Origin of the sequence: Amycolatopsis rifamycinica (assembly GCF_000695625.1) — a bacterium.
Classification (GTDB): Bacteria; Actinomycetota; Actinomycetes; order Mycobacteriales; family Pseudonocardiaceae; genus Amycolatopsis; species Amycolatopsis rifamycinica.
This window is the reverse complement of the sequence record NZ_JMQI01000030.1, coordinates 101,139-117,826: the sequence shown is the minus strand read 5'-3', so window position 1 is coordinate 117,826 and position 16,688 is coordinate 101,139. Positions and strand designations below refer to the sequence as shown.

The 16,688-nt window shown below is 73.3% G+C and carries 22 protein-coding genes; 16 read left to right on the top strand and 6 right to left on the bottom strand.

What is annotated here, in order from left to right; genetic code table 11:
* The first annotated feature begins 109 nt into the window (after positions 1 to 109).
* From DV20_RS16845 to DV20_RS16835, 3 genes are all read left to right on the top strand, one after another.
* Positions 110 to 511, top strand: coding sequence for a fluoride efflux transporter FluC (locus tag DV20_RS16845; protein ID WP_043781231.1), 402 nt, complete (start codon positions 110 to 112; stop codon positions 509 to 511).
* 94 nt (positions 512 to 605) lie between these two features.
* Positions 606 to 980, top strand: coding sequence for a fluoride efflux transporter CrcB (crcB, locus tag DV20_RS16840; protein WP_043781230.1), 375 nt, complete (start codon positions 606 to 608; stop codon positions 978 to 980).
* A 139-nt stretch (positions 981 to 1,119) separates the two neighbouring features.
* Complete coding sequence (locus DV20_RS16835; RefSeq protein WP_043781228.1) at positions 1,120 to 1,488, top strand: hypothetical protein; 369 nt, start codon at positions 1,120 to 1,122, stop codon at positions 1,486 to 1,488.
* Between the two features lie 53 nt (positions 1,489 to 1,541).
* Here the strand turns inward: DV20_RS16835 and DV20_RS16830 are convergent, their stop codons facing one another.
* From DV20_RS16830 to DV20_RS16810, 5 genes are read right to left on the bottom strand one after another with little or no spacing between them, the layout of a single operon-like run.
* Positions 1,542 to 2,492: an LLM class F420-dependent oxidoreductase gene (locus DV20_RS16830; protein WP_043781226.1), complete on the bottom strand. Its 951-nt coding sequence runs from the start codon at positions 2,490 to 2,492 to the stop codon at positions 1,542 to 1,544.
* Entirely contained in the window at positions 2,489 to 4,588 is a 2,100-nt protein-coding gene (locus DV20_RS16825) for a S9 family peptidase (protein WP_043781273.1), read from the bottom strand. Before DV20_RS16825 ends, DV20_RS16830 begins: the two co-directional genes overlap by 4 nt.
* A 20-nt stretch (positions 4,589 to 4,608) precedes the next feature.
* Positions 4,609 to 5,448, bottom strand: coding sequence for a PPK2 family polyphosphate kinase (locus DV20_RS16820; protein ID WP_043781224.1), 840 nt, complete (start codon positions 5,446 to 5,448; stop codon positions 4,609 to 4,611).
* Positions 5,449 to 5,465: 17 nt separating this feature from the next.
* Positions 5,466 to 5,933, bottom strand: a complete 468-nt coding sequence (locus DV20_RS16815) for an SRPBCC family protein (protein ID WP_043781221.1) — start codon at positions 5,931 to 5,933, stop codon at positions 5,466 to 5,468.
* Entirely contained in the window at positions 5,930 to 6,250 is a 321-nt protein-coding gene (locus DV20_RS16810) for an ArsR/SmtB family transcription factor (protein ID WP_043781220.1), read from the bottom strand. The genes DV20_RS16815 and DV20_RS16810 overlap by 4 nt, the downstream gene beginning before the upstream one ends.
* Before the next feature lie 144 nt (positions 6,251 to 6,394).
* Here DV20_RS16810 and rocD point away from each other — a divergent pair, with 144 nt between their 5' ends.
* The 4 genes from rocD (at position 6,395) to DV20_RS16790 (ending at position 11,233) form a co-directional block, all read left to right on the top strand.
* The gene (gene rocD / locus DV20_RS16805; RefSeq protein WP_043781217.1) at positions 6,395 to 7,627 is read left to right on the top strand and encodes an ornithine--oxo-acid transaminase; all 1,233 of its coding nucleotides are present in this window, start codon (positions 6,395 to 6,397) and stop codon (positions 7,625 to 7,627) included.
* A gap of 81 nt (positions 7,628 to 7,708) precedes the next feature.
* The gene (locus DV20_RS16800; RefSeq protein ID WP_043781215.1) at positions 7,709 to 9,067 is read left to right on the top strand and encodes a DUF2252 domain-containing protein; all 1,359 of its coding nucleotides are present in this window, start codon (positions 7,709 to 7,711) and stop codon (positions 9,065 to 9,067) included.
* An 84-nt stretch (positions 9,068 to 9,151) separates the two neighbouring features.
* Positions 9,152 to 10,456 (top strand): glycoside hydrolase 5 family protein, encoded by a 1,305-nt coding sequence (locus tag DV20_RS16795; RefSeq protein ID WP_043781212.1) that lies wholly within the window; start codon positions 9,152 to 9,154, stop codon positions 10,454 to 10,456.
* Positions 10,457 to 10,666: 210 nt separating this feature from the next.
* The gene (locus DV20_RS16790; RefSeq protein WP_235190860.1) at positions 10,667 to 11,233 is read left to right on the top strand and encodes a phosphatase PAP2 family protein; all 567 of its coding nucleotides are present in this window, start codon (positions 10,667 to 10,669) and stop codon (positions 11,231 to 11,233) included.
* On the opposite strand, the gene zapE is transcribed toward DV20_RS16790, so the two are convergent.
* A complete protein-coding gene (gene zapE, locus DV20_RS16785; RefSeq protein ID WP_043781205.1) occupies positions 11,187 to 12,206 on the bottom strand; it encodes a cell division protein ZapE in 1,020 nt (339 codons plus the stop codon). The genes DV20_RS16790 and zapE overlap by 47 nt on opposite strands.
* A 151-nt stretch (positions 12,207 to 12,357) precedes the next feature.
* On the opposite strand from zapE, the gene DV20_RS16780 reads away from it, so the two are divergent.
* The 9 genes from DV20_RS16780 (at position 12,358) to DV20_RS16740 (ending at position 16,670) form a co-directional block, all read left to right on the top strand.
* Positions 12,358 to 13,098 carry a pyrimidine reductase family protein gene (locus DV20_RS16780; protein ID WP_043781204.1) on the top strand — a complete coding sequence of 247 codons (741 nt, stop codon included), beginning with the start codon at positions 12,358 to 12,360 and terminating at the stop codon, positions 13,096 to 13,098.
* A complete protein-coding gene (locus DV20_RS16775) occupies positions 13,095 to 13,649 on the top strand; it encodes an RNA polymerase sigma factor (protein WP_043781202.1) in 555 nt (184 codons plus the stop codon). The genes DV20_RS16780 and DV20_RS16775 overlap by 4 nt, the downstream gene beginning before the upstream one ends.
* Positions 13,649 to 14,050, top strand: coding sequence for a hypothetical protein (locus tag DV20_RS16770; RefSeq protein WP_043781201.1), 402 nt, complete (start codon positions 13,649 to 13,651; stop codon positions 14,048 to 14,050). The genes DV20_RS16775 and DV20_RS16770 overlap by 1 nt, the downstream gene beginning before the upstream one ends.
* Before the next feature lie 87 nt (positions 14,051 to 14,137).
* A complete protein-coding gene (locus DV20_RS16765; protein WP_043781199.1) occupies positions 14,138 to 14,575 on the top strand; it encodes an Asp23/Gls24 family envelope stress response protein in 438 nt (145 codons plus the stop codon).
* Positions 14,572 to 14,985 carry a hypothetical protein gene (locus DV20_RS16760; protein ID WP_043781198.1) on the top strand — a complete coding sequence of 138 codons (414 nt, stop codon included), beginning with the start codon at positions 14,572 to 14,574 and terminating at the stop codon, positions 14,983 to 14,985. Before DV20_RS16765 ends, DV20_RS16760 begins: the two co-directional genes overlap by 4 nt.
* 26 nt (positions 14,986 to 15,011) lie before the next feature.
* Positions 15,012 to 15,188 (top strand): hypothetical protein, encoded by a 177-nt coding sequence (locus DV20_RS16755; RefSeq protein ID WP_043781197.1) that lies wholly within the window; start codon positions 15,012 to 15,014, stop codon positions 15,186 to 15,188.
* The gene (locus tag DV20_RS16750; protein WP_043781196.1) at positions 15,185 to 15,535 is read left to right on the top strand and encodes an Asp23/Gls24 family envelope stress response protein; all 351 of its coding nucleotides are present in this window, start codon (positions 15,185 to 15,187) and stop codon (positions 15,533 to 15,535) included. The genes DV20_RS16755 and DV20_RS16750 overlap by 4 nt, the downstream gene beginning before the upstream one ends.
* Positions 15,536 to 15,537: 2 nt before the next feature.
* A complete protein-coding gene (locus DV20_RS16745) occupies positions 15,538 to 16,074 on the top strand; it encodes a DUF6286 domain-containing protein (protein ID WP_043781195.1) in 537 nt (178 codons plus the stop codon).
* Entirely contained in the window at positions 16,071 to 16,670 is a 600-nt protein-coding gene (locus DV20_RS16740; RefSeq protein WP_043781194.1) for a hypothetical protein, read from the top strand. The genes DV20_RS16745 and DV20_RS16740 overlap by 4 nt, the downstream gene beginning before the upstream one ends.
* The last annotated feature ends 18 nt before the right edge of the window (positions 16,671 to 16,688 follow it).

Below are 16,688 nucleotides of genomic sequence, written 5' to 3'. Positions count from 1 at the left end.
GAGCAACAGTACGGCGACCGACGGCTGTCTGTCATCCGGCCCCGTCCAGCATGCTCGACCGGGTGGCGGCGACGCGTCGGCCATCGGGAGTAGGTTCACCGCGAGGGAGGTGATCAGCGTGCCCCGGTGGGACGTCCTGGCGGTGATCGGCGCCGGCGGCGCGCTCGGCAGCCTCGCCCGCTACGGCCTGTCGGTCGCGCTCCCGCACGCGCGTGGCGAGTTCGCCGTCGCCACCCTGGTCACCAACGTGCTCGGCTGCCTGCTGATCGGCGTCCTGATGGCCATCCTGACCACCGCCGCCCAGCCGCACCACCTGCTCCGCCCGTTCCTCGGCGTCGGGATCCTCGGCGGCTTCACCACGTTCTCGACCTTCGTGACCGACACCCTCGACGCGGCGACCACCGGCCGTCTCGGAGAATCCGTGGCGTACGTGGCCGCCTCGCTGGCCCTGTGCCTGACGGCGGTCGCGGCCGGTCTCGCGGCCACGCGCGCGGTGCGGAAGGGACGATGATGGACGGCCCTGCCACCCGCCTGACGACCTCCCTCGGCGAAGGGCCGGTGACGCTCGACCGGGTCGAGGTGGTCCGGTACGGAGGACGGGCGGAGTGACGCCGTTCCTGGTGGCCCTCGGCGGCGCGGCGGGCTCGGTCCTGCGCTACCTGACCGACCGCAAAGTCCAGCAGTGGCGCGGCTCGTCGTTCCCGTTCGGGACGCTGACGGTGAACATCGCGGGCTCGTTCGTCCTGGGCTTCCTGAGCGGCTGGCTCCTGCACGGCGCGGAGCCGGCGTCGGTGCGCGCACTGGTGGCGGTGGGCTTCTGCGGCGGCCTGACGACGTTCTCGACGTTCGGCTACGAGACAGTCCGGCTGTTCCTGGAGAAGACCCGGCGGTACGCGGTGGTGAACGTGGTGGCGACGGTGCTCGCGGGACTGCTTTCGGGCGTGCTCGGGCTGTGGCTCGCGACCGCGGTTTTCGCCTAGCACCGGGAGAGCCGGACCGCGGACGTCGCTAACAGCCCGGCCGCCCGCGCGTCAAGGCTCTTCATCGGGCCGTGAAAGGCTTGCCGGCTCTTTCCGTGCCCTGCCAGCCTTTTCCCGGTTACGACAACCGGGAGGAACCGTGCACATCCTCGAGAAGTTCCGGAAGTTCCTGACCGTGGCCGCCGCGGTCGCGGGCACGACCGCCGTGCTGCCCGCCGCCGCCCACGCCGAGGTCCGGGTCAGCTCCTTCCCCTGCGACTACGAGCAGGCGCGCACCAACGGCTATCTCTTCGTCCAGAGCGACTCCACCGGTTTCACGTGTTTCGCGACCCCGGGCACGGAAAACGTCTGGATCGACAACGCCACCTCCTGGTGCAGCTTCGACCACGCGGGCAGTATCGTTTACCAGCGCCCGGACCTCGTTCGTGGAGTGATCTCGTTCCCCAAGGGCTTCTGCGGCCATTTCGACTCGTTCACCACCACCGTCACCTCGGTGACCATCTTCTGAGCCACCTCTCGCGACGGGCACTTTCCCGGGAAAGTGCCCGTCGCGAGCCGGTGTCAGCGCGGCGCCAGGCCGCGCACCTGCTCGAACGGGTCCTCCCCCGTCGGCAGCAGCGCGATGATCGGCGTGGTCAGCCCGTTGTCCACATAGGCCTGGACCTGCTCGCGGCACGACTCCACGCTGCCGTGGATCACCAGCTCGTCGACCACCGAATCCGGGATCACCTGGTTCGCCTTCTGCCGGTCGCCCGCCGCCCAGGCCTCGTGCATCGGGGCCAGTGCCTCGCCGCGGCCCAGCCACTCGTGGAACGCCGCGTACACCGGGACCGTCAGGTAACTGGAGATCAGCATCCGGCCCAGGCCCCGCGCCGCTTCGGCGTCCTCGGTCGGGCAGACGAAGATGCGCGCCGCCAGCTCGACGTCCGGGCCGGCGACGGAGCGCACGCGAGGGACGTCCGTGGCCGCCAGCCAGTTCGTGATCGCGCCGTCCGCCTCGCGGGCCGCCAGCTTGAGCATGCCCGGGCGCAACGCCGCCAGCATGATCGACGGCGGCGGGTCGGCCGGGCGCTCCAGGCGGAACTTCGAGACCGCGAACGTCTCGTACTTCTCGCTGACCTTCTCCCCCGTCAGCGCCGCCCGCAGGAAGCGCAGCGTGTCGCGGGAGCGCGCGAACGGCTCGTCGAAATCCGCCGCGTTCCACTGGGAGACGATCACCGGGGACGACGCGCCGATGCCGAGGACGAACCGGCCGGGGGCCAGCTCCGCGACCGTCGCCGCCTGCATCGCCAGCAGGCCGGGACCGCGGGTGTACACCGGCACGATCGCCGTGCCCAGGCGCAGCTGGGGCGCCCACTGCGAGGCCAGTACCAACGGCGTGAACGCGTCCGTGCCCGCCGTCTCCGCCGTCCAGGCGTCGGTGTAGCCCAGGTCCGGCAGCTGTTCGACCAGCTCGCGGTGCGCGGTCAGCGGCACCCCGGTCAGCGGGATCGTCAAGCCCCAGCGGCTCATGCAGTCTCCTTCTCCACGGCGGACAGTTCACGCAGCAGCCAGTCGACCTGCGTGCGCATCAGGTTCTCCGCGACCTCTTCGGCCTGCGGCGTCATGTGGGTCGCGCCCGCCAGCGGCAGGAAGACGTGCGGCCGGCCCTTGGCCAGCAACGCCGACGACAGCCGCAGCGCGTGCGCGACGAACACGTTGTCGTCGGCCAGGCCGTGCACGATCAGCAGCGCGCGGCTCAGCTCGCCCGCGCTCTCGATGAGCGAGTTGTGCGCGTAGCTTTCCGGTTCGTCCTGCGGCTTCCCGAGGTACCGCTCGGTGTAGTGCGTGTCGTACAGCGACCAGTCGGTCACCGGCGCGCCCGCGACCGCCGCGTGGAAGACGTCCGGACGGCGCAGCACCGCCAGCGCCGACAGGTACCCGCCGTAGGACCAGCCGCGGATCGCGACGCGCTCGGTGTCCAGCTCCGGGAACCGCGAAGCCGCCGCCTGCAGGGCGTCGACCTGGTCCTGCAGCGTGACGTCGGCGAGGCGTCCGGCGATCTCGCGCTCCCACACGGCGCCGCGGCCCGGCGTGCCGCGGCCGTCGGCGACGAGCACCGCGAAGCCCTGGTCGGCCAGCCACTGCGAGGTCAGGAACGCGTTGCGGCTCTGGAGAACGCGCTGCGCGTGCGGCCCGCCGTACGGGTCGAGCAGCACCGGCAGCTTGCCCTCGCTCGGCTCGTAGCCCCGGGGCAGGAGCAGCGCCACGCGCAGGGTGCGCTCCCCCAGCGTCAGCCAGGTCAGGTTGGGCACGATGTCCGGGTCCACGGTGGACGACCCGATCGCCGCCACCGGTGCGCCGTCCCGCAGGACCGAGACGCGCGGGCCGCTGTGCTCCAGGCTCCACGACGAAAGCACGGTGACCGCGGCCGTCCCGGCGCCGACGTGCACGCCGTCCACAGTGGACAGGCGACGCACCGACGGGCCTTCGGTCCGGAAGACGTGGATCTGCGTCGGGTCGTCCTCGGACGCGCTGAACAGGATCTCGGCGCCGACGTCGAGCACGGCCCGCAGCTGCAGCCCGGCCGGCGTGACGGCCTCGCCGCCGACGAACAGCCGGTGGTCGCCGTCGACCATGCCTTCGACGACCAGGCGCCCGTCGGGCGTCCACGCCGGGACCCCGCCGACGATGTCGATCCAGTGCTGGTCGGAAGCGGTGTGCACGACCGACGTCGAGCCGTCGGCGACGTCGAGCGCGAGCACGTCCATCCGCTTCTGGTCGCGCGGCTGCACGGCCAGCAGCGGCGCGCCGCCTGCCGACCAGTGCACCGAGGCCAGGTACTCCCACTCGCCCGGCTCGACGTCCACGCGGGAGCCGTCCAGGCCGAGCACCGCCAGGGAAACGAGGGCGTTCGTGGTGCCCGCGGCCGGGTAGGCGACGACGTTCGCGGGGTGCTGCGGGTTGGCCGGGTCGGCGATGGTCCAGCGCGGGACCGGGCCGCGGTCGGAGCGTTCGGCCAGGATGCTGCGGCCGTCGGGGGCCCACCAGTAGCCGCGGGTGCGGTCCATCTCCTCGGCGGCGATGAACTCGGCGAGGCCCCAGGCGATGTCCTCGCCGTCCTCCTCGACGAGCACGCGGTCGTCGCCGGTGGCCAGTTCCAGCACGTGCAGCCGCCGGTTCTGGACGTAGGCGACGTGCGTGCCTGCCGGGCTGGGCCGCGGGTCGATGACCGCGCCGTCGACGCGCAGCGTCACCTCGCCCGAAGCGAGGTCCAGGGTGTAGAGCTTGCCCGAGAGCGAGAACACCGCGACGGTGAAGGCCGTGTCGACGCCGTAGTGCACGACGCCGCCGCCGGTCTCGCGCGCCCGCTCGCGCCGCGCGCGCTCTTCGGCGGGCAGCTCCTCTTCGCCGGGCAGCAGCTCGGCGGCGTCGACGAGCTTGGTCTCGGCGCCGGTCGCCAGGTCGGCCGACCAGAGGCTGTGCCGGGGGTCGGTACCCGACTCCGCGCGCAGGAACAGCACGCGGGAGCCGTCCGGGGCGACCCGGAACTCCTTCGGCGCGCCGAGGGTGAAGCGCTGGGTCCGGGCCTGTTTGCGGAGGAACGGGAGGTCGTCGACATCGGTCACGCCCGCACTCTTCCAGACGATCACGACCGGACGCCAACACCCTTCAGCTTCGCCAGCTCGGCGTCGACGTCGTAGTCCGGCGCCGGGAACTCGGGCTTCAGCTCGGCGAGGGTCTCGATGAGCAGCTCGGCGACGGCCCAGTTGCGGTACCACTTGTGGTCGGCCGGCACGGCGTACCACTGCGGCGTCTTCTCGAAGATGTCGGCGTAGGCCTTCTGGTAGGCGGCCCAGTGCGAGCGCGCGTCGAGGTCGCCGGGGTTGTACTTCCAGCGCTTCTCGGGTGTGACGAGCCGGGCCTTGAGCCGCTTGAGCTGCTCCTCCGGCGAGATGTGGAGGAACACCTTCACCACGGTCGTGCCCGCCTCGGCCAGCTCCGCCTCGAACGCGGTGATCTCGGCGTAGCGGCGGCGGCGCTCGGCCCCGGTGAGCAGCCCGGACACGCGCGGGACCAGGATGTCCTCGTAGTGCGAGCGGTCGAAGACGCCGATCTGCCCGGGCGCGGGCAGCTGCTTGCGGATCCGCCACAGGTAGTGGTGCCGCTGTTCGGCCGCGGTCGGCTTCTTGAACGCCGCGTACCGGACACCCATCGGGTTCACCAGGCCGAGCACGTGCGAGACCGTGCCGCCCTTCCCGGAGGTGTCCATGCCCTGCAGCACCAGCAGGACACTGCGCCGTCCGCCGCCGACGCCCTCGGCGTAGAGCGCCTCCTGCAGCGCGGACAGCCGCTCGCCCGCGCTGTCGAGCCCGGCGAGCGCCTTCGCCTTCTTGTCCGGCCCGACCGGGGCCGAGCCCGGGTCCGGCAGTGCGCCGCCGACGCGCAGCGCGTCCCGGACCCGGCTTCCGTCGTCCTTCTTGGCCATCCCGGAAAGCTACCCCGTCAGGCGGCGGCTTTCGCGGCGAAGAGGTTCAGCAGGGCTCCGTGACCGCCTTCGCCGGAGACGCCTTCACGGACCTTCGCGCCGGTTTCGCCGTGCCGCGCGAAGTCCCGGTGCTCGAGTTCGACGCGGGTGCTGCGCGGGCCCTCCTCGATGAATCTGACCTCGATCTCGCTCGCCTTCGCCGGGTCGGGGTCGACCTTCCAGTCGCCGTCGATGCGCCAGGACAGCACCACCCGGGCGGGCGGCTCCCAGACGAGCACCTCGCCCCACTCGCACTCGGCGCCGTCGACCGTGCGCTCGTACCAGCGTCCGCCTTCCTTCGGCTCGAGGACGGCTTCGGCGAGGTCGCCCGCCCCGATGTGGTGCTGCCGGGGCCACCAGCTGTCGAAGGCCTCGGTGTAGGTCTTGAACGCGTGCTCCCGCGAGCAGGCGACGGTGACGCTCTTGCGGATCGGTTCCAGGCTCATGACTGCTCCTCTTCGGTGGATTCCGCCAGCTCGGCGAAGGAGTTCAGCGCGTCCGACCACATCCGGTCGAGGTACGCGCGCACGGCGGCGATGCCGTCGGGCTCGAGGCGGTACAGCCGCTTCGTGCCTTCGGCCCGGTCCGCGACCAGGCCGGCCTCCTTGAGCACCTTGAGGTGCTGGGAGACGGCCGGGCGGCTGATCGGCAGGTCCGCGGCCAGCTCGCCGACCGCGCGCGGCCCGGCGCGGAGCGCTTCGACGATCGCGCGCCGCGACGGGTCGGCCAAGGCGGCCAGCTGGTCGCTTCCGTAAGTCGCCACGAACGGTAAGTTACGGCTTACCGATGTTCGCGTCAACGGCCACGCACTGTTTCGGGGGTGTAACGCCCATATTGCGCAACGAAGACCGGGTTAAAGCAACGATTCCCGGCTGAACTCTGCGTGTTCAGCCTCTAATCTGAACGCATGACGACGTTCGCCGGCCGGGAGACCGCCGCCCCCACCGCCGCGAGCTTCATCGAGCTCGACGAGCAATGGAGCACGCACAACTACCACCCGCTGCCCGTCGTGATCGCCGAAGCCGCCGGCGCTTCGGTGACCGACGTCGAGGGCCGGACCTACCTCGACTTCCTGTCCGGCTACTCGGCCCTGAACTTCGGCCACCGCCACCCGGACCTGGTCGCCGCCGCCGTCGAGCAGCTCGGGCGCGTCACGCTGACCTCGCGCGCGTTCCACCACGACCAGCTGGGGCTGTTCTGCCGCGAGCTGGCCGAGCTGACCGGCACCGAGCTCGTGCTGCCGATGAACTCCGGCGCCGAGGCCGTCGAGTCCGCGGTCAAGATCGCCCGCAAGTGGGCGCACCGGGTCAAGGGCGTGCCGGACGGCACCGCGGAGATCATCGTCGCCGGATCGAACTTCCACGGCCGGACGACCACGATCGTGTCGTTCTCGACCGACGAGACCGCCCGCGCCGACTTCGGCCCGTTCACCCCGGGCTTCGTCACGGTGAAGTACGGCGACGCGGCCGCGCTGCGCGACGCGATCACCCCGCGCACCGCCGCGGTGCTGCTGGAGCCGGTGCAGGGCGAGGCCGGCGTCATCGTGCCGCCGGAGGGCTACTTCGCCGACGTCCGCGCCGCCTGCGACGAACACCGCGTGCTGCTCATCGCCGACGAGATCCAGTCCGGGCTGGCCCGCACCGGCACGGTGCTGGCGCTGGACCACGAAGGCGTCCGCGCGGACGTCTACACCCTGGGCAAGGCCCTCGGCGGCGGCATCCTGCCGGTGTCGGCGGTGGCCGGCCGCCGGGACGTCCTCGGCGTGCTGAAGCCGGGCGAGCACGGCTCGACCTTCGGCGGCAACCCGCTGGCCTGCGCGGTCGGGCGGGCGGTCGTCCGGCTGCTGAACACGGGTGAGTTCCAGCAGCGCGCCACCGAGCTGGGCACCCACCTGCACACCCGGCTGAACGAGCTGGTCGGGCGGGGCCTGTCGGAAGTCCGCGGACGCGGGCTGTGGGCGGGCATCGACATCGCCCCCGGCGGCCCCTCGGGCCGGGCGGCGTCGGAGGCGCTGATGGCGCGCGGCGTCCTGTGCAAGGAGACGCACGAGCGCACCCTGCGCGTCGCCCCGCCGCTGGTGATCACCCGCGAGGAGCTGGACCGCGGCATCGACGCGATCGCCGAGGTCGTCCGCCCCTGAAACCACCCGGACGCCGCCGGGTGAGCCTCCCGCCCCGGCGGCGTCCGGGAGCACAACGTCCCCTTCGGACGTTAGGCCGGTATGGGATCCGGGGAGTGGGTGGAACGGCCGCTGGTCGGCACCGGCAGCGTGACGCCGGCCGAGCTGTACGAACAGGGCAAGCGGCTCCGGGAAAAGACCCCGGCCGCCGCGCACGACCACGCGGTGGCCGCGGACGACCGGCCGGCGCCGCGCGAGTACTTCGAAGCGACCAACGCCGGGCGGCTGCCGCAGCTCGTGGAACTGCGGCGGGAGCGGATGCGGGCCTCGCCGTTCACGTTCTTCCGCGGCGCCGCCGGGCTGATGGGCGCCGACCTCGCCGGCACGCCGTCGTCCGGGGTCACCGCGCAGCTGTGCGGCGACGCGCACGCGGCGAACTTCGGGCTCTACGGCACGCCCGAGGGCCGGATCGTGATGGACATCAACGACTTCGACGAGACCGTGCCGGGCCCGTGGGAGTGGGACCTCAAGCGGCTCGCGGCCAGCCTCGTGCTCGCCGGCCGCGAAGGCGGCATCCGCGAGGCGGGCTGCCGCGAGGCCGCCGAAGACGCCGTGAAGTCCTACCGCCGGACCATCCGCGCGCTGGCCGAGCTGCCGTTCCTGCGAAGCTGGAACGCGCTGCCGGACTCGTCGGTGCTGTCGAAGGCCCGGGCCGACGAGCTGATCGACGACTTCGCCGACGCGGCCGAGAAGGCGCGCAAGAACGACCACGCGAAGGTCTCGGCGCGGTGGACCGAGCGCGTCGACGACCACGAGACCGGCCTGGCGCGCCACCGGTTCGTCGCGGACCCGCCGGTGCTGACCCCCGTCGACGCGGCCACCGCCGAGGCCGTCGCCGCCGGCCTGGTGTCCTATGTGGACACGCTACGCGAGTCGCGGCGCACGCTGATCGCGCGGTACCGGCTCGCCGACGTCGCCTTCCGGGTGGTCGGCACGGGCAGCGTGGGCCTGCGCAGCTACGTCGCCCTGTTGCACGGCAACGACGACGAAGACCTGGTGCTGCAGGTGAAGCAGGCCCAGCGGCCGGCCCTGGCGCCGTACCTGGGCCTGCCGCCGGCGGCGCACGAAGGGCAGCGGATCGTCGACGGCGCCCGGCTGGTCCAGGCCGAGACGGACATCCTGCTCGGCTGGACCACGATCGACGGCGTCCCGTTCATCGTCCGCCAGTTCCGCAACCTCAAGGGCGACATCGACCCGGCGAAGCTCGAGAAGGACCACCTCGACGACTACGGCAGGCTGGCCGGGGCCCTGCTCGCCCGCGCCCACACGCGGTCCGTGCACCCGAAGCTCTTGGCGGGCTACTTCGCCGAGGATTCGGAACTGGACGAGGTGATGGGTGCGTACGCCGTGCGGTATGCCGACCGGACGGAGGCCGACCACGCCGCCTTCTCCCGCAGCTGACCGGACAGGTTCCGGGTCAACGCTGGAGAACGACTTACCCGCCGTGCTAGGAGTTTGTGACCGGGTGACGGCGAGGGAGGCGACGTGGCGGATCTGAGGCGGCGGTCGGTGCTCACCGGAGCGGTCGGCGCGGCCCTGGCGGCGACCGCGACAGCGGCGCCCGCTTCGGCGGCGCCCCGGCGACGGGCGTTCCGGCTGGGCGTCAACTACACGCCGTCGACGCGCTGGTTCCACATGTGGGAAGACTGGCGCGAAGCCGACCTGCGCCGCGACCTCGGCGACATCGCCGCACTCGGGCTCGACCACATCCGGATCATGCTGCTGTGGTCGGCTTTCCAGCCGGAACCCGCGCTGGTGAGCGGCGAAAAGCTCGACCGGCTGCACCGCTTCCTCGACCTCGCGGACGCGGCCGGGCTGGACGTCGAGGTCACGGTGTTCAACGGCCACATCTCGGCCCGCTACTGGACGCCGAACTGGCTGCAGACCACGCCGGAACCGGTCAACTGGTTCACCGACCCGGCCGCGCTGGACGCCCAGCGGGCGCTGCTGACGGCCCTCGCCGAGCGGATCGGGCACCACCCGCGCTTCCTCGGCTTCGACCTGTCGAACGAGCCGTACTACTACTGGGACTCGTACGCCGGTCTGTCCGTCACCCGGGCCCAGGCCGACGCGTGGGCCCGCACCCTGTGCGCCACGGCCGAGGAAGTGGCGCCCGGCAAGGCCCACACGGTCGGCTGCGACCGGGCTCCCTGGGACAACGGCACCTACTTCACCCGCACCGGCCTGGCGGACGCGGGCAACGTGGTGGCGATCCACCCGTGGACGTCCTTCTCGGGCATCCTGAAGACGGACCCGCTCGGCGCGCTCGCCACGCACAACGCGGAGCGGCTGATCCAGGTGGCCCAGGCGTACGCGACGGACCCGGCCCGCCGCGTCTGGATCCAGGAGGACGGCGCGGCCCCGTCGATCCATTTCGGCGACGCGACCCGCCCGCAGTACGGCGACTGGCTGGCCCGGTCGATCCGCAACGCGGCTTCCTGCGCCCACACGCTCGGCTTCACGTGGTGGTGCTCGCACGACGTCAACCCGGCGCTGGTGCCGAAGCTGAACCCGCTGGAGTACGACCTGGGGCTGTACACGAACGACCGCCGTCTCAAGCCCGCCGGTCGGGCGTTGAAGGCACTGGCGGCGGAGTTCGACCGGACCCCACCGCGGCCTGCCCCGCGCCCGGCGGCGATCGTGCTCCCGGACCTCTTCCCGACGCGGGGCAACGACCGGTTCTTCGAGCTGGCGGCCGAGGGGAAGCGGGTCGCGTTCGTGCTGCAGAGCCGCGCCGGCGACGTGAACCACCTTCGCGCCCGCGGCATCACCGAGCTCATCCAGCCGTGACCCACACGGCGACGTCCGCCGCGGGCACGACCGGAACCATCGTGGCGTCGCCCGCCGGTGCGCCCGCGCCGGGCGGCCGGCGACGGCCGTCACATCGTGCGCCGCCCGCCGGCCGGTACGCGCCGCTCAGCTCGCTGATCCCGGCCCGGCGACGGTGACCCGCACCCGTCCTGCCCCGCAGGCCCCGGAAGCCCGGCTACCCTCGCGCGGGTGAGGACGATCCGGGTGCCGGCCGCGGTCTGCGGCCTGCTCGCGCTGCTGCTGGGCCTGCCGTTCGCCGGCGGCACCACCCCCGGCGCGGTCGACGGCGCCGTCGCCGGGGCCGTCGCGCACCTGAGTCCCGGCGTGGTGCGGGCGCTGGTCCTGCCGACCGAGCCGTCGGTGGTGCTCGCGCTCGGCCTGCTCGGCGTCTACCTCTGCCTGCGCGCCGGGCGGCGGCTGGAGGCCGGCCTCGCCCTGGCCGCGCCGGTGCTGGCGATCCTGCTGACGGGCTGGGTGCTCAAACCGCTGTACGACCGCTGGAAGAACGGCACCTTGGTCTACCCGAGCGGCCACACGGTGAGCCTGGTGGCGGTGCTCACCGTGCTCGTGCTCGTCACCCGCCGGGTGGTGGTGGCCGTGCTGTCCGCGGTGGCGCTGCTCGCCGCGGCGGCCGGGCTGGTCGGCATGGGCTACCACTACCTGACCGACGTCGTCGGCGGGACGCTGTTCGCCGTCTCGGTCGTGCTGTTCAGCTGGCCGGCACGGCGTCCCGCGCCAGCGCCGTCAACCGGCTGACCGCGCGCAGGTACTTCTTGCGGTAGCCGCCGTTCACCATCTCCTCGGTGAACAGCGACGGCAGCGGCTCGCCCGACACGACCAGCGGGATGGCCCGGTCGTAGAGCCGGTCGGCGAAGGCGACCAGCCGCAGCGCCACGTTCTGGTCCGGCGCCGGGTGGATGCCGCGCAGGTGCACGCGGGTGACGTCGTCGAGCAGCCGGCCGTACCGCGACGGGTGCAGCTCCGCCAGGTGCGCGCACAGCGCGTCGAAGTCGTCCACAGTGGACCCGTCGTGCGCGGCGGCCGACGCCGCCAGCTCCTCCGGCGAAACCGGCGGCGGCGCGTCCGGCAGGCCGCGGTGGCGGTAGTCCGGGCCGTCGACGCGGACCACGCCGAACCGGGCCGACAGCGTCTGGATCTCGCGCAGGAAGTCCTCGGCGGCGAACCGGCCCTCGCCCAGCTTCTCGGGCAGGGTGTTCGACGTCGCCGCGACGAACACCCCGGCGTCCATCAGCTCCTGCAGCAGCCGGGTGACGAGCGTGGTGTCGCCCGGGTCGTCCAGCTCGAACTCGTCGATGGCCAGGATCCGGTGTTCCGACAGCCGCCGGACGGCCTCGGCGAAGCCCAGCGCGCCGACCAGGTGGGTCAGCTCGACGAAGGTGCCGTACGCCTTCGGCGACGGCGCCGCGTGCCACGTCGAGGCGAGCAGGTGGGTCTTGCCGACGCCGAAGCCGCCGTCGAGGTAGAGCCCCATCGGCCCCGACGGCTCGGAGGAGCCGCCGAACAGCTTGAACCGCTTCTTCTCCTTCCGCGCCCCGACCTTGGCGGCGAACGCCGAACACGCCTCGACCGCGGCGGCCTGGCTGGGCTCGTCGGGATTCGGGAGGTACGTCTCGAACCGGACGGCGCCGAAGCGCGGCGGCGGCACCAGCGCGCCGATCAGCTCGTCGGCGGACAGCTCGGGACGGCGGCCGGTCAGGTGCGCGGGCATGGTCGCAGAGCCTATCCGCGCCCCGGGTACCGATGAGCGGGCTGTGTGGTTCCGGGGCTCCGCCCCAGGCCGGGGGCTCCGCCACCCGGCCCCCCGAAAGAGGGATATCCCCCGGTAGCGACGTGTTTCACGTCCGTGCTGGGATGATCGGGTGCGAAGCGTGTGGCCTGGATCGACGGGCGAACTGACCGGCGTCGAGCTCGAGCGGATCTACGCCTACCCCGAAGACCCGGACCGGCCCTGGGTGCAGGTCAACTTCGTGGCGTCCGCCGACGGCGCCGTCGAGATCGACACCACCTCCGCGGGTCTCTCGCACGCCGCCGACCGGAAGGTCTTCCTGCTCGGCCGCGACCTCGCCGACGTCATCCTGGTCGGCGCCGGGACCGTCCGCGCCGAGGACTACCGCGGGGTCGTCGCGGGCGCGAAACGCCTCGAGCGCCGTCGCCGGCTCGGGTTCGGCGGTGTCCCGCCGATCGCCGTCGTGACGCGCACGGCGGACCTGGATCCCGCCTCCCGGCTGTTCACCGAGACCGCCGTTCCCCCGATCGTCGTCACCACGGACACCGCCGACACGCGGGCCCTCGAAGCCGCCGGCGCCGAGATCGTGCGGGCGGGCACCGGCGACGTCGACCTGCGCCGCGCCCTCGACCTGCTCGCGGCCCGCGGCCTGCGCCGGGTCGACTGCGAAGGCGGACCCGGCCTGTTCGCCCGGCTCGTCGCCGCCGACCTCGTCGACCAGCTGTGCCTGACCGTCGCGCCGCTGCTGGTGGCCGGGACCGCGGGCCGGATCGCCGCGGGGGCCGCCCCCGCCGTGCCGCGCCGGCTCGCCTTGGCGTCGATCCTCGTCGAGGACGGCTTCACGCTGCTGCGTTACCGCCGGGACGCCGGGTGAGCGACGACGCCGAGCTGCTCGCCCGGGCCGCGGGCGGCGACGACACGGCCTTCGGCGCGCTGGTGCGGGAGCACACGCCCCGGATGTACCGGGTCGCGCTGCGGATCACCGACAGCGCGGCCGAAGCCGAAGACGTCGTGCAGGAGGCGTGGCTGGCCGCGTGGCGGTCCCTGGACGGCTTCCGGCGGGAGTCGGCGGTGTCGACGTGGCTGTACCGCGTCGTCACCAACAGCGCGCTCGCCGTGCTGCGCCGCCGCCGTCCCACGGTCTCGCTCGACGACCCCGCCCCTCAGTCCACTGTGGACAACGCGTTGCTCGCCGCGGCGGTGCCCGGCCCCGAGGGCGGGGTCGTGCGGGCCGAAGAGGTCGACGCGGTGCTGCGGGCGATCGGCAGGCTGGAGGTGTCCCAGCGCGTGCCGCTCGTCCTGCGCGAGCTGGAGGGGCTGAGTTACGAAGAGGTCGCCGAAGTGCTCGACGTGAACGTCGGCGCCTTGCGTTCGCGGCTGCACCGGGCCAGGGTGGCGCTGCTCGCCGAGTTGAGGGAGCGGTGATGGCCGAGACCCCGGATCCCGAGTCCGACCCCCGCTGGGACGCCGTGCGCGCCGCCGCCCGCAGCCGGGTGCCGACCCCGCCCGGCCTGGTCGAACGCGTGCTGCGGGCCGTCGCGAACAACCGCCGGACGGAACTGGAGGTGCCCGGCGAGGCCGGACGGCTGCGCGTCACCGCCGACGTCGTCGACCGGCTGGCGAGGACGATCGCCGCCGACGGCCTGCTGGTCTCGGCCGTCGCGGTCGAAGACGACGTCGTGCAGGTGCTGGTGTCGGTCCGGTTCGGCGTGGTGGCCGGCGAAGCCGCCGAAGCGTTCCGGCGGGCGCTCACCGCCGAGCTGGCGGGGCAACTGGGGGTCGCCTGGGTGGTGAACGTGCACGTCGTGGACGTCCACCCGGGCTGACATTAACCCGATCGGGGGACATTGCGTGAGGGTGGTGCGCCCCCGGGCATCGTAAGGGCGAGAACCCGCCGAGAGGAGCCCGAACGCATGCACCCGGAACGGACCGAAAGCCCCGGCACGGTCACCCCGCTCAACGAAGAAGGCGCCGCCGGCCGCACCACCATCTCGTCGCTGGTCGTGCAGAAAGTGGCCGGCCTGGCCGCCCGCGAAGTCGCCGGCGTGCACACCCTCGGCGGCGGCGGGGTGTCGCGCGCCATCGGCGCCCTGCGCGAGCGCATCCCCGGCTCCGGCACGGTGACGACCACCGGCGTGTCGGTGGAGGTCGGCGAGAAGCAGACGGCGATCGACCTCGACGTCGTCGTCGAGTACGGCGCCCGCATCACCGACGTCGCCCGCGCGATCCGGCGCAACGTGATCACCGCGGTCGAGCAGATCACCGGGCTCGAGGTGATCGAGGTGAACATCGCGGTCAACGACATCTTCCTGCCGGGCGAGGAAGAACCCGAATCCACGCGCGTGGAATGAGCGACCGCGCGGCCTTCCGGGCGTTCGTCCGCACGCACCACCCCGACGTGGGCGGCGACCCGGCCGTGTTCGCCGCCGGGCTCGCGCGGTTCCGCGAGCCGGACCGCCGCTACGACGCGCCGGTGACGTTCGCGGCCCGCCGGCACGGGGCCCGGCCGGCGGCGGCCCGGACTGGCCGCCGGACCCGCCGCCGGGTGGCAGTGGCTCTCAACCGCCGCCGGGCGGTGAGCTTCTTCGCCCACCGCCGGCCGGCGGCAGCCCGGACCCACCGCCGCCGGGTCGCCGTGGTTCCCCACCGCCGCCGGGTGGTGAGCCTCTTCGCCCGCCGCCGCGGGGTGGCGCCGCTCCCCCGCCGCCGGGTGGCGGCCCTGCTCACCCGCTTCCGCCGCCGCCCGTCGCGCGTGCGGTGACCTTCCGTCCAGTCCAAGGAGGACATGTGAACGCAACGCAGACCGGGCTCCTGGCCGGGTTGATCCTCGGCCTCGCCGCGACCCAGGGGTTCACCGCGTTCCTGGTGACCCTCGCCCTCGGCATCATCGGCCTGGTCGCCGGCCGGGTCCTCGACGGCGAACTCGACCTCGGCGAGCTGTTCGGCAAGGGCCGCGACAAGTGAGCCCCGCCCTGGACGTGCCGCGCGAGCTCGCCGACCCCGCCGAGCGCGGCAGCCTCACCATCGGGCACGCGGTGGTCCGCAAGGTCGCCCAGCACGCGGCCGGCCAGGTGCCCGGCACCGCGCGGGACGGCAAGAAGGGCCCGAAAGCCAAGGTCGGCGGCCACGACAACGACGTCGACCTCGCCCTCGACCTGGCCCTGCGCTACCCGGCGGCGGTCCGCGCGGTGGTCGGCGACGTGCGCGCGAAGGTGGCCGAAGAGGTCGAGGGGATCACCGGCTACCGCGTGCGGACCCTGGCCGTGACGGTGTCCGCGCTGCTGCCCGACGTCCCGCCGCGGGTGCGGTAGCCGTGCGCCCGTTCGTCCGCATCCTCGCCACCCTGCTGGGCCTGGCCTTCGCCGCGGCCGGTGCCCTCCTCGCCCTGGAAGTCGGCTGGTACTGGTGGCGCCCGGGCTCGGCGCCGCTGCTGGTGCCGTGGCCGCGCTGGCAGGCCGAACTGGCGTCACTGGGCTGGGACGCCTACGCGGTCCGCGTCGGCGCCGGCGTGCTGGCCGCCGCCGGCCTGGTCCTGGTGGTGTGCGCCCTCGCCGCCGGCAACCGCGCGGTGCGGCTGACCGACCCGGCCGGCGACGTCAGCGTCTCGACCTCCCCGCGTTCCCTGGCCCGGCTGGTCGGGCTGACCGTGCGCGCGCAGGACAACGTCGCGGGCGCGTCGGTCACCGCGAGCGCCCGCCGCGTCCGCGTCCGCGCGAAGAGCACCCTCGAGACCGAGGCCGAGCTGCGCCCGCGTCTGCTCGCCACGGTGTCGTCGCTGCTGGACGAGCTCCCCCTGGTGCGGCGGCCGAAGGTGACGGTCGTCGTCGACTCGCCGAAGGACCGCCGATGAGCAAGACGATCGCCGCGAAGGCCCTTTCGCGGTCGTACACCGGCGAACGCACGCTGACCTTCCTCGTCGGCCTGCTCGCCTTCCTGGGTGGGGCACTCGCCCTGGTGGTCGGCTTCGGCGCGCTCGGCGAGTTCCGCGGCCGCCGCGCGCTGCTCGACCCGATCGCCGTGGCGTGGCTCGGCTCGCACGCGACGCCGGCGCGCATCGCCGCGATCGTGCTCGGCGTCCTGCTGTTCGTGCTCGGGCTGCGGTGGGCCCTGCGCTCGCTGCGCCCGGAACCCCGCCCCGACCTGGACCTCGACCGCACGGAAGGCGCGGAGCTGGTGGTGACGGCCTCGGCCGTCGCCGACGCGGTCCAGGCCGACGCGGAGCAGCTCGACGGCGTCAGCCGCGCCCGGGTCCGCGCGGTCGGCTCGCGCACTTCTCCGGCGTTGCGCATCACGCTGTGGCTGCGCGAGGGCACGGACCTCAAGGCGGTCTGGTCGGACCTGGACGGCCGCGTGCTCACCCGGGCCCGCGAATCCCTCGGCCTGGACTCACTCCCGGCCGCGATCCGCCTGGAACTCGACACGGCCCCGGCCAAACGCGTCCACTGAAATCCGTCACCGGACCTC

Excerpts from the sequence above, each read along its gene's own strand:
- DV20_RS16765 (WP_043781199.1), top strand. The coding sequence starts at position 14,138 with ATGCACCCGGAACGGACCGAAAGCCCCGGCACGGTCACCCCGCTCAAC.
- zapE (WP_043781205.1), bottom strand. The coding sequence starts at position 12,206 with ATGCCCGCGCACCTGACCGGCCGCCGTCCCGAGCTGTCCGCCGACGAG.
- DV20_RS16770 (WP_043781201.1), top strand. The coding sequence starts at position 13,649 with ATGGCCGAGACCCCGGATCCCGAGTCCGACCCCCGCTGGGACGCCGTG.
- DV20_RS16830 (WP_043781226.1), bottom strand. The coding sequence starts at position 2,492 with ATGAGCCGCTGGGGCTTGACGATCCCGCTGACCGGGGTGCCGCTGACC.
- DV20_RS16815 (WP_043781221.1), bottom strand. The coding sequence starts at position 5,933 with ATGAGCCTGGAACCGATCCGCAAGAGCGTCACCGTCGCCTGCTCGCGG.
- DV20_RS16760 (WP_043781198.1), top strand. The coding sequence starts at position 14,572 with ATGAGCGACCGCGCGGCCTTCCGGGCGTTCGTCCGCACGCACCACCCC.
- DV20_RS16820 (WP_043781224.1), bottom strand. The coding sequence starts at position 5,448 with ATGGCCAAGAAGGACGACGGAAGCCGGGTCCGGGACGCGCTGCGCGTC.
- rocD (WP_043781217.1), top strand. The coding sequence starts at position 6,395 with ATGACGACGTTCGCCGGCCGGGAGACCGCCGCCCCCACCGCCGCGAGC.
- DV20_RS16800 (WP_043781215.1), top strand. The coding sequence starts at position 7,709 with ATGGGATCCGGGGAGTGGGTGGAACGGCCGCTGGTCGGCACCGGCAGC.
- DV20_RS16740 (WP_043781194.1), top strand. The coding sequence starts at position 16,071 with ATGAGCAAGACGATCGCCGCGAAGGCCCTTTCGCGGTCGTACACCGGC.